The sequence below is a fragment of the Mycobacterium sp. TH-M106 genome (genome assembly GCF_057473765.1).
In genome coordinates, this window is record NZ_JBYCLE010000454.1 from 1 (window position 1) to 9,763 (window position 9,763).

Annotated in this window: 13 protein-coding genes and 2 pseudogenes; 13 read left to right on the top strand and 2 right to left on the bottom strand. The window is 66.2% G+C overall.

All coding sequences use genetic code 11. From position 1 onward, the window contains the following. Positions 1-410, top strand: a pseudogene (locus AC2VOP_RS16195) (hypothetical protein); the annotation flags it as partial. Between the two features lie 51 nt (positions 411-461). Further along, entirely contained in the window at positions 462-788 is a 327-nt protein-coding gene (locus AC2VOP_RS16200; protein ID WP_036473432.1) for a hypothetical protein, read from the top strand. Between the two features lie 993 nt (positions 789-1,781). Here AC2VOP_RS16200 and AC2VOP_RS16205 read toward each other — a convergent pair. Then, complete coding sequence (locus AC2VOP_RS16205) at positions 1,782-2,078, bottom strand: hypothetical protein (protein WP_036473430.1); 297 nt, start codon at positions 2,076-2,078, stop codon at positions 1,782-1,784. Positions 2,079-2,176: 98 nt separating this feature from the next. Between AC2VOP_RS16205 and AC2VOP_RS16210 the strand changes: the two are divergent. Both AC2VOP_RS16210 and AC2VOP_RS16215 read left to right on the top strand, forming a co-directional pair. Next, positions 2,177-2,272 (top strand): annotated as a pseudogene (locus AC2VOP_RS16210) (helix-turn-helix domain-containing protein); the annotation flags it as partial. A gap of 50 nt (positions 2,273-2,322) precedes the next feature. Next, entirely contained in the window at positions 2,323-2,652 is a 330-nt protein-coding gene (locus tag AC2VOP_RS16215; RefSeq protein ID WP_225337343.1) for a zinc ribbon domain-containing protein, read from the top strand. A 30-nt stretch (positions 2,653-2,682) separates the two neighbouring features. On the opposite strand, the gene AC2VOP_RS16220 is transcribed toward AC2VOP_RS16215, so the two are convergent. Beyond that, positions 2,683-3,174 (bottom strand): hypothetical protein, encoded by a 492-nt coding sequence (locus tag AC2VOP_RS16220; protein ID WP_036473429.1) that lies wholly within the window; start codon positions 3,172-3,174, stop codon positions 2,683-2,685. A gap of 206 nt (positions 3,175-3,380) precedes the next feature. Here AC2VOP_RS16220 and AC2VOP_RS16225 point away from each other — a divergent pair, with 206 nt between their 5' ends. From AC2VOP_RS16225 to AC2VOP_RS16265, 9 genes are all read left to right on the top strand, one after another. Further along, on the top strand, positions 3,381-3,623 hold the full coding sequence (locus AC2VOP_RS16225) for a type II toxin-antitoxin system Phd/YefM family antitoxin (RefSeq protein ID WP_196771116.1): 243 nt from the start codon (positions 3,381-3,383) through the stop codon (positions 3,621-3,623). Continuing rightward, the gene (locus AC2VOP_RS16230) at positions 3,620-4,021 is read left to right on the top strand and encodes a PIN domain-containing protein (RefSeq protein WP_051641673.1); all 402 of its coding nucleotides are present in this window, start codon (positions 3,620-3,622) and stop codon (positions 4,019-4,021) included. Before AC2VOP_RS16225 ends, AC2VOP_RS16230 begins: the two co-directional genes overlap by 4 nt. Next, on the top strand, positions 4,018-4,401 hold the full coding sequence (locus AC2VOP_RS16235; RefSeq protein WP_036473426.1) for a hypothetical protein: 384 nt from the start codon (positions 4,018-4,020) through the stop codon (positions 4,399-4,401). Before AC2VOP_RS16230 ends, AC2VOP_RS16235 begins: the two co-directional genes overlap by 4 nt. 3 nt (positions 4,402-4,404) lie before the next feature. Continuing rightward, entirely contained in the window at positions 4,405-5,328 is a 924-nt protein-coding gene (locus AC2VOP_RS16240) for a discoidin domain-containing protein (RefSeq protein WP_036473425.1), read from the top strand. A 141-nt stretch (positions 5,329-5,469) separates the two neighbouring features. Beyond that, the gene (ligD, locus tag AC2VOP_RS16245; RefSeq protein WP_306460743.1) at positions 5,470-6,453 is read left to right on the top strand and encodes a non-homologous end-joining DNA ligase; all 984 of its coding nucleotides are present in this window, start codon (positions 5,470-5,472) and stop codon (positions 6,451-6,453) included. 159 nt (positions 6,454-6,612) lie between these two features. Beyond that, positions 6,613-6,807: a hypothetical protein gene (locus AC2VOP_RS16250; protein ID WP_036473423.1), complete on the top strand. Its 195-nt coding sequence runs from the start codon at positions 6,613-6,615 to the stop codon at positions 6,805-6,807. Further along, complete coding sequence (locus AC2VOP_RS16255) at positions 6,798-7,211, top strand: PIN domain nuclease (RefSeq protein ID WP_036473422.1); 414 nt, start codon at positions 6,798-6,800, stop codon at positions 7,209-7,211. Before AC2VOP_RS16250 ends, AC2VOP_RS16255 begins: the two co-directional genes overlap by 10 nt. A 376-nt stretch (positions 7,212-7,587) precedes the next feature. Next, positions 7,588-9,222: an IS21/IS408/IS1162 family transposase gene (locus AC2VOP_RS16260; protein WP_486961931.1), complete on the top strand. Its 1,635-nt coding sequence runs from the start codon at positions 7,588-7,590 to the stop codon at positions 9,220-9,222. 6 nt (positions 9,223-9,228) lie between these two features. Next, positions 9,229-9,763, top strand: a 535-nt coding sequence (locus AC2VOP_RS16265; protein ID WP_486961932.1) for an ATP-binding protein, incomplete at its 3' end; no start/stop codon positions are given.

Sequence of the window (9,763 nt, forward strand, 5' to 3'; positions counted from 1 at the left end):
ACACCCGACAGGGCAAAGCTATAGCGCCTGGCCGCCACACCCTCGGGTACAGGCCCCTGTCCCGAGCGCAAGGGGTAGATTCCCGACTTGCGACCAACGTCAGCGCCTTCGGCCCTGTCGGGGCCGGCCTCGCCCACCCAGGCCCCGGCCTCGGCGATCTGGTCACCGCAGTCATCAACGCCATCAGCGTGGCCACCGGCGGCATCGGAACCCAGGCCACCGGCATCTTCGGCCCCACCTTCGCCCAGTTCAGCGCCGCCACCGTCGCCACCGCACTCAAACACTTCGCCGAATTCATCAAGGGCGACTACCACAACGACTACGACACCGCCCGCCTCGACCCCGCCGGCCACACCGGCACCCAGCTCGTCCAACGCTATTTCGTCAACCAACTCAACAGAATCGTCTGAAAGGCACCCCGGACACCCATGACCCCAGACACCCCCGCCCAGAGCTCGTAAATGACCGTCTACCAGGAGACCACCCACATGGATTACGGGCTTTGGCTGCTGCGCGAACCGACCGGCGCAATCACCCTCACCGGCTGGTCGGAAACCCCCGGCGCCACCAGCGCCGTCGCCGCGAGCAAGACCGAACACTGGCCCGTCTATACGCTGTGCCGCGAACCCAGCCAGCTCGCCGCGCGCCTCACCGAGCTCGGCCTCGACCTGGCCGCCGGCCACGACCTCAGCGACCTAGACAAGAACTGGGATGTCTACGTTCGCCACCCCGACATTGCCGCGCTACGCGCCGCACTCGACACCGACCGAGCACGCGACCGCCGGTAACCGACCGACCGCTCCAGGCCGCGCCAACCCACCTCCAAACGCCCACCGGCGGGCCCCGCCGCTCGCGATCAACCAGCAGCCCCACCGCCACCAAAACGCCCTGCCCCGGCCGGTGCTGGGATGCCGCTCCACAGCGCGCCACCACGCACCAATCACGGGTCGCACAGTCCCCGTCATTGGTCACTCAACCCGCCCTCCGAGCCCGCGCCCAGACCTTCCGCCAAGGCTCTGCAGGCGCCCCGACCGACCCCGGCACCAAGCCGCCGGCCACAGCCCCGCAAGCACCGGCAGACCGCGGTTCATCCCGACGCTTCACCGCCCTCAAACACCCTCGATCACCGGATGCGCGCCAGCCCGCGCCAACGTGCGCCACGGCGTGCCGAGCCGCCCGCGCCGGTACCGCGCGACCGGACCCTTCCGCACGGGTCACTGCGTGAGCCCCCGGGGCCAGGGAGTGGCAGAACACAGTCCGTGGGTGTGGCAGATGCGGCAGTTGGGTTGTCGTCTCCGCGTCGTGGTGGTGACCGCGGATAACGTCGCCGCAGGGACAACGATTCGACCTCACCAAACGGGACGTTGGGCCTCAAGTGCAACGAACAAACTCGCCGCCGCCGGGGCATAGTCGTGGGCACGTTGACGTCCTCCTCTGGTCGGAGCCAGGGGAGCCCCACCTGTCCCTGCCCTCCAGAGGGACGTCAAAGCGGCCATTTCTCGACGAGTCCCCAAACCGTTCCCGCTGCACCGAGGCTGAGGACGGTAACGCCCGTCACCTTATCGATGAGATGCGGGTGATCCCATGTGATCCATAGACCTAAAAGCGCCAAGACGATGGCCACAATCGGCCACCGCAGTTTCGCGTTGTGGTTCACCGTTTCTCCGATCCGAGTCGGTTCTCATGCGTCAGGCTGAGTACGCCGACCCGTGCTTCACCCTGCTGCCGTCCGCCGCCGCGTCTCGCTCGTTCGACTAACGGTTGGCATCGACTAGTTTCCGTCAGAGGAAGTCGTCGCCGTCGCGGATCCGCTGCCGAAGCGGGTCCAGCGGCACCTCGATCAGGTAGTCGTCGTCGAAGAAGCGCTGCCGATAGGCGTGCAGCGCGAATTTCAGCGCGTGACGGTTGGCGTGCTGGCCGAGGAACTGCGGGCCCGCCGTAAGCGGCACCATACCCGCGGTCATCCAGTACTTGTTCAGGCGTTCGACCGTCTCCAACTGCTCGACGGACGGTGCCGGATCAGCCTCGGAATCCCAATGCGGATGCATCAGGATCAACCCGTTGGACGTGGGGATCATCGGTTTGTCGCGGCGTGGAGACCCGTAGCTTTAGCCGCGGGAGGAAACGCCGCTTCTCCTTTCACTCTGGTGTCGGTGGTGGGGGTTAGGTTGCGGGGGTGTCGCGTTATCGGTTGCTTCCCGCTGCTGGTCAGGTGGTGGGGTTGGCTGAGCATTGCCGGCACGCCCGGTATGTGTGGAATTTGGCGGTCGAGCAGCAGCAGTTTTGGCGACCGGGCCGTCGCGCGCCGGGCTATCACGAGCAGTGCGCCCAGCTGACTGCCGCGCGCGCCGAATCAGCCGCAGCGGTTGGGGTTTGCTCGCCGCGCGGCTGCAGCACAAAGCTTACGGTCGGGTCGAGCAGATCCCGGCCGCATTCACGTCGCAACGTTGCTCGGCGTGCGGGCACGTCGCTGCCGGAAACCGCAAGAGCCAAGCGGTATTCGACTGCGAGTCCTGCACCACAGGTCCGTGCAACGCCGACGTAAACGCTGCACGCAATATCGCCGCCGGACGGGCGGTGACAGCACGGGGAGACCTCGGCGCTAGCCGGTCTATGAACCGTGAACCTCAACACGACTCTCCTGCCGCATAGGTTGTAGGGGAAGGTTGGAATCCCCTGGCTTCAGCCAGAGGAGGACGTCAACGTTTCGATGCATTGGCAGCATAGGGACCACGCGCCAAGGCGGTGGCCCTGCAGCGCGGGGTCCACGACGATCCACAGCGCGATCATGACGACCTCGACACAGTCGGAGAACTGTTGTGCCAGCTCGGGTCCGATGCAGTGGTCGTCGAACAGTGGGGCGAACCGGTCGGTGCGTAGGTGGTGGAACTCCTCGCGGCCGAGCAACTCCTGGGCGAGACCTTCGACGCCGGTGCGGGCCATGACAAAGTAGCTCTGGCCGACGACCACGTCCGGGTCCCCCACGTGGGAGTCGACGTGGGTCATCGTGATGTCGGCGCGCCACAGCACCGTTCCGGAGTCGTAGACGGCGTCGATGGTTTCTAGGTGCAGGGACGGGCTGAACATCTCAACAGTCGCGCGGGCCGGGTCGAGGGTGTTGACGAAGTCGTCGAGAGAGATCCTCGTCGTCGTCTCCTCCGCCGCAGGCCGCACGCGACTGGCCGCGCCTGATCTTTGTCAAGGCTACTCAGCAGCCACCCAAGGCGTACGAATCGTTGGTCGGAGACCAGGCACTTTGAGGCGAGTTGGGCACCTAGCCGTCGGAGAATCGTTCGAGGTGTGGGCAGCCAAGGGAGGCAACTTGAAACAACGGTCCAGATTGTGTACCTCATGTAGCACGCTGAGTTACGATGTGCTACATGAAACGGGTTGGTGTCCGTGAATTGCGCCAGAATGCGAGTGTGCTTCTGCGCGCGGTGGCCGACGGCCACACCATCGAGATCACCCACCACGGGCACCCGGTCGCGCAATTGATTCCCGCTACCAACGACGCCTGGTCGGCCCTGATCGCCAGCAAGGAAGTCACGCCCGCCCGCCTCACCCCGGCCCAGATCCTTGACCACCCGCACCGCCGCTACAGCCCCCAGTCCCCGCCGCCGTGATCTACCTGGATCCCACCGCCATCATGAAACTCATCACCACGACGCCTGAGTCCCCGGCCCTCGCCGACTACCTGCGCTCGCGCACCGACACCACCTGGTTCACGTGCGCCCTCAGCCGCGCCGACGTCATGCGCACCGTGGCCACTCTTCACCCCGACGCCGCCGAGCACGCCCACCACGTCCTGGCCGGCCTGGACCTCGTCGCAGTCACCGACCGGCTCCTCGACGTCGCGATCGAGCTCGCCCCCGCCCCGGGGCACACCACCAACGCGCTCCACATCGCCGCCGCCCTGTCCGCCGGCCCCCGACTCCACACCTTGATCACCTACAACCCCGAGCTGACCCGCGACGCCGCAGCCCACCACATCACCACAACTTCGCCCGGAGGTTCACCGTGATACGCGCCCTGATCGCCGCGGTGCTGCTCACCGGCGCCGCCGTCCACTTCTTCGGCGCCCCCGAAGACGCCGCGCTCGGTTACAGCCTTCTGCTGTGCGGAGCGCTCTGGTTCACCTGGCCCGCCGCCCGCGTGGCCGCCCGCCAGATCCGCCGTGTGCGCCGCCGGCGCCATCCCCGCCGCGCTCCCGCCAAGGCCGCCGCTCCCGGCCCCCACCTGACGCAGATCAACCACCATCACCACTACTACAGCGGTCCGCCTATGGCGACACCGCCGGTCACGCTACGCCCGGACTACAGCCGCCCGGCACTACCTGAGCGCAGCAGCCAGCAGCTCGCCCATGACGCCATCTACAACACCATCGACAGCGACACCCTGTAGCCCATGAGCAGCACAGACCAAGTCCTCCACACCGACCACGGCTGGGAAAACGGCCGCCTCATCTTGGCCTCGCTGGCCCCACGCACAACCACCCGGCCCGCCCGCCGCGGCCTACCCCCACCACCCGACGACGACACCCCCAACGACAGTCAACCGCCGGACAAGCCGGGCCTGCTCACCCGCGCCCTACGCGCGTCCGGACGCGCGGCCCGCGCCGGCGGCCGCGCGTTCAACAAGCGAGTGCCGCCCGATCGCCGAATGCACACCGCATTCATCACCGCGGCCGCCGTGGTGATCCTGCTGGTGGCCCTGGCCGCCGTCAACTACCTCACCTCTGACATCAACCCGCAACCCCACATCACCACACCGGCCGCGACCGCACCGCCACCACCCTCACAGGCGCCGCTACGGCAAGACACCATCCTCAAAGGGGTCACCGCCAGCGACGTGTGCCCGCGCGACGCCAACTACTCCGACGCCAACCGGGCCTTCGACGGCGACTTCAACACCGCATGGGTCTGCACCCGGGTCAAGAACCAGGACGGACAAACCCTGCAAGTCGACTTCGGCCGCCAAGTCACCCTGACCCAACTCCGGGCCATCGGCGGCTTCGACGCCACCGCGCCCGACGGCTCCGACCAATGGTCCAAGCACCGCATTGTCACCCAACTCGAGGTGTGGTTCCCCAAGGACCTCAAACGCGACCCCGTCGTCATCGACACCGCAGGGGCCAGGGATTGGCGCTTCATCACCTTCAATCCACCAGCCACTGTCAGCAAACTACTCATCCGCGTCAAAGCAACCTCTGATCCGCCTCAATCCGCAACGTCCCCAAGCCCAACCGCGTCGGGGACTCCCGATGAGGTGACCACCGTAGCTATCAGCGAGATTCAATTCATCGGCACCGAAGGCACCCACCCGACGTGAGGTATGACGTGCAGATCCGTCGCGCCGGCGAAGCGCCGCGGAATATCGTCCACGCCCACTAAGCCGTGATGCAGGCTGCATCACCGGACCATCACCACGCAGATAGATCCCACCGCCGAGCGGGCGGGTACCGTCGATCCGGTGGCCACCCAGACGCCTGTGCGAAATCCGGCATGGGCACCGATGCTGGCGACGCTCGGCACCCCGCCACGACGCGCGGATGGCTGGGCCGTCGAGTGGAAGTTTGACGGCCAGAGAGCAACCGTCCACGTCCAGCACGGCGCGGTCACGGTCTTCACCCGCCATGGTGCAGACGTGTCGCGGACCTTCCCCGAACTCGCCGGCGTGGCCGCCGCCATCGGCGATCGCCAAGCGGTTCTCGACGGCGAGATCGTCGCCGTCGATCACACCGGCCGGCCATCGTTCACCCGCCTGCAGCGCCGCTGGCCACAGCAACGTCGACCACACCCCGAGCTGCTGCGCGAAGTGCCCGTCCGCCTGCTGGCTTTCGACCTCCTAGCGCTCGACAACCGCAGCCTCACCACTCAGGCGTATATCCAACGCCGCGAACTGCTCGACGCACTCATGGTCGTCGACAAGTCGCCCACCCTGACCATTCCGCGTGCCCTGACCGCGGTGGTCCCGGCAGACATGCTCGACGTCGCGGCCCGCCACCAGATGGAGGGAATCGTCGCCAAGCGCCTTGACGCGCCCTACCGGCCCGGCCGCACCACCCAGTGGATCAAGTCCCTCGTCCGCCCAACTTGCGAACTGATCATCGTGGGCTACTGCCACGCCGCCGGTCCCGGGGGACGCACCAGTATCGGCTCACTGCTGCTAGCCGGCCACAACGACGACGGCGACCTGATCGTCGTCGGACAAGTCGGAACCGGATTCAGCGACACCACCCGCCGGTACCTCTATGCCATGCTCCACCCCATCACGCGCACCGCCACACCCGCCGCCAATCCCGTTGAGGCACACGGGGTGTCGTGGGTCGAACCCGAACTGGTCTGCGAAGTCGCTTACCGCGAATATGTGGCCCACCGCTGGCTTCGCCACGCCAGCTTCAAAGGATTACGGAACACCGACCCCGCCCACATCCGTATCCCGAGCGACCGCTGAAGCAGCTACGACGCGGTTGCCTCAGGCGGGGACAAACCCGGACCCTGTTGGGGGACCTCACGCTTTCTCATCGAACCCGGGGCGAACCGCCTTCTGGTGACTCGCGACCGGGCCGTACCGCGGGTATATATCGCGCGCCTCCCTGTATATACTAGGCACGTGGGCAAGCATCTGATCGACATTGACGAACAGGCATTGGAGATGGCTCGCGCAGAACTGGGAACAACCACGATCAAAGAGACGGTGAACGCGGCTCTGCGCCGCGCGACGTCGCACCGCGCAGAACACGTGGCCTCCGCTCTGGATGCACTGGCCGCCGCGCCGTCCGAAGATCGCGCCGAGGCATGGCGCTGACGTTTCTTATCGACACCAGTGTGATAAAGCGACTCAGCCAGCCCAGCGTCCGGGAGGTGGTGGAACCGCTCGCGGCTTCGGGCGAACTCGCGCGGGCCCGTATCACCGATCTCGAGGTCGGCTATTCGGCGAGGAATGAAGCCGAGTGGGACGACTTAATAGCGGCGTTGGATGCATTCGAGCTTGTGGAATCGACCGAATCGCATCATCGTCGCGCGCTTCAGGTCCAGCGACTCCTGGCTCAGCGAAGCCAGCGCGGCCGCAAGATTCCTGACCTACTCATCGCCGCCGCCGGAGAAGAACACGGACTCACTGTTCTTCACTACGACGCAGACTTCGACCTGATTTCGGCAGTGACTGGCCAACCTTGCCAGTGGGTGGTGCCTGCTGGGACCGTCGACTAGAGCGCCCTTGACCAGTTACGGGCACAACGACAGCCCGTCACGTGACGAAACGCGGAGAGGGTCAGAGGACGCGTGAAATCGACGCCATAACCTTCAGACGCCGGTGCGATACTTGTCCGATCTCAGTGAACCTTGGGCAGCATTCTCATCGAAACTGGGGAATCTGGCCATGTCCGCGATTAGCCTGGATTTTGCGCGCAACTTGGGATGACACGTGTCGACCGCCACGGTGATGGGACCACTTTGACCAGGGTTTAGCCAGCTTCATTGGACCACCCGTTTGCCAGTTATGGGACCCCCGGCGTGTCGCGCCGGTGGCCGCTCGATTACTGGGTCGGATCGCTTCATGTCAATCGATGTGAAGGAGGTCCGCTGAATGTATCGGGAGGTTTCGGTGATCGAGGTACGTGAGTTGTTGCGGGTGTGGATGTCGGGGGTCGGCTTGCGCCGGGTGGGCGTGTTGGCTGGGGTGGACCGCAAGACCGCACGTGACTATACGAACGCGGCGGTGGCCGCCGGGTTGGATCGTGGCGGTGATCTTGATCAGCTCACCGATGAGCTGATCGGCGCGGTGATCGAGGCGGTGCGTCCGGGCCGGCCGGATGGGCACGGTGAAACGTGGGAGTTGTTGCGCGCCAACCATGATCAGATCGTCAAGTGGGTGGAAAAGGGTCTGACGGTGGTCAAGATCTGTGACCTGCTGGCGCGCCAAGGCACGATGGTGCCGCAGCGGACCCTGCACCGGTACTGCACGGCGTGCACCGACTACCGCGGCCGTGGGGCCGCAGGCACGGTGCCGGTGGTCGACGGTGAGCCCGGTGTGGAGTGCCAGATCGACTTCGGTCGGATGGGCACGATCTTCGACGCCGGATCGGGGCGCAACCGGGTGGTGCACGCGCTGATCTTCACCGCGGTCTACTCGCGGCACATGTTCGTGTGGCTGACGTTCAACCAGACCCTGGAAGCGATCATCGCCGGCTGCGAGGCGGCCTGGCGGTTCTACGGCGGCGTCTTCAAGGTGTTGATCCCGGATAACATGACACCTATTGTGCCCAAGGCGGATTCGACCGATCCGCGGTTCAGTGTGGGGTGGACGGAGTACTCGCAGGCCCGCGGGTTTTTCACCGACCCGGCCAGGGTGGCCCACCCATGTGACAAACCCCGGGTCGAACGCATGGTCCAGTACGTACGCGGCAACTTCTTCGCCGGTGAGGAATTCGTGGATCTGGCTGACGCCCAGGCCCGCGCGCAAGCCTGGTGCGCGGATAAGGCCGGCCAGCGTATCCACGGCACCACCTGCGCGCGCCCGGCGGTGGTGTTCGCCGAGTGTGAGGCCGCGCTGCTGCTGCCCGCCCCGGCCGCGGTCTACCAGGTGCCGATCTACGCCCAAGCCAAGGTTCACCGTGACTACCACATCCAAGTCGACCGAGCCTTGTATTCCATCCCCGAACACCTTCGCGGACAGACTGTTTCGGTGCGCGCCGACGGCGATCTGGTCAAAGCGTTCCACCGGGGCACGCTGGTCAAGACCCATCCCCGCCAGCCCGCCGGCGGGCGATCCACCGACCCGGCCGATCTGCCCGCCGACAAGACCGGCTACGCGATGCGGGATTTGACCCAGCTGATCACCACCGCCGCCGGCCATGGGGCCGATATCGGCATCTACGCCGAACACCTGCTCGATCACCAGCTGCCCTGGACACGGATGCGCCAAGTCTACCGGCTGTTGGGGCTGGTCAAACGCTACGGCCCAGCCCCGGTGAACACCGCCTGCGGGCGAGCCCTGGAACTCGACGTGGTCTCGGTGTCCAAGATCGCCGCGATGCTACAAAAGGCCACCGAGAACACCCCGGCCGAGCCGCCGCGGGCGGCCACCGGGCTCGCCCCGGCCCGGTTTGCCCGTGACCCCGGTGAATACCGCCCACAAGGCCGGCAGCAGCCCAACTGGCTGACCGTGATCAACGGCGACACCACCACCCCCGCCAGCAGCGACCAGCCCGAGGGGCGGTGACCCATCATGGCTACTAAACCTGTTGTCAGCGACCCGATCTCGACTGACCTCAAGAATGTGATGCGTCAGCTCAAACTCGGGCGCATGCTCGACACCCTGCCCGAACGACTCACCTTGGCCCGCCAGCAGCACCTGTCGCACGCGGCGTTTCTGGAGCTGATCCTCGCCGATGAGGCTCACCGCCGAGACACCAGCTCAGCGGCCCGCCGCGCCCGCGAAGCCGGCCTGGACGCGGCCATGCGCCTGGACTCCTGGGACGACACCGCGGCCGTGCGCTACGACCGCACCCTGTGGACCGACCTGACCAGCCTGCGGTTCCTCGACGGCCCGCATGGGGCTCTACTTCTGGGCGCCGTCGGGGTCGGAAAAACGCACCTCGCGACAGCCCTGGGGCACATCGCCATACGCCGGCGCATCCCCACCCTGATGCTACGTGCTGATGCGATGTTCAAGCGGCTCAAAGCATCCCGCCTCGACAACAGCACCGAAGCCGAGATGCGCCGCCTGGCCCAAATCCGGCTGCTGATCATCGACGACTTCG

Excerpts from the sequence above, each read along its gene's own strand:
- AC2VOP_RS16260 (WP_486961931.1), top strand. The coding sequence starts at position 7,588 with ATGTATCGGGAGGTTTCGGTGATCGAGGTACGTGAGTTGTTGCGGGTG.
- AC2VOP_RS16255 (WP_036473422.1), top strand. The coding sequence starts at position 6,798 with ATGGCGCTGACGTTTCTTATCGACACCAGTGTGATAAAGCGACTCAGC.
- AC2VOP_RS16240 (WP_036473425.1), top strand. The coding sequence starts at position 4,405 with ATGAGCAGCACAGACCAAGTCCTCCACACCGACCACGGCTGGGAAAAC.
- AC2VOP_RS16225 (WP_196771116.1), top strand. The coding sequence starts at position 3,381 with ATGAAACGGGTTGGTGTCCGTGAATTGCGCCAGAATGCGAGTGTGCTT.
- AC2VOP_RS16205 (WP_036473430.1), bottom strand. The coding sequence starts at position 2,078 with ATGATCCCCACGTCCAACGGGTTGATCCTGATGCATCCGCATTGGGAT.
- AC2VOP_RS16200 (WP_036473432.1), top strand. The coding sequence starts at position 462 with ATGACCGTCTACCAGGAGACCACCCACATGGATTACGGGCTTTGGCTG.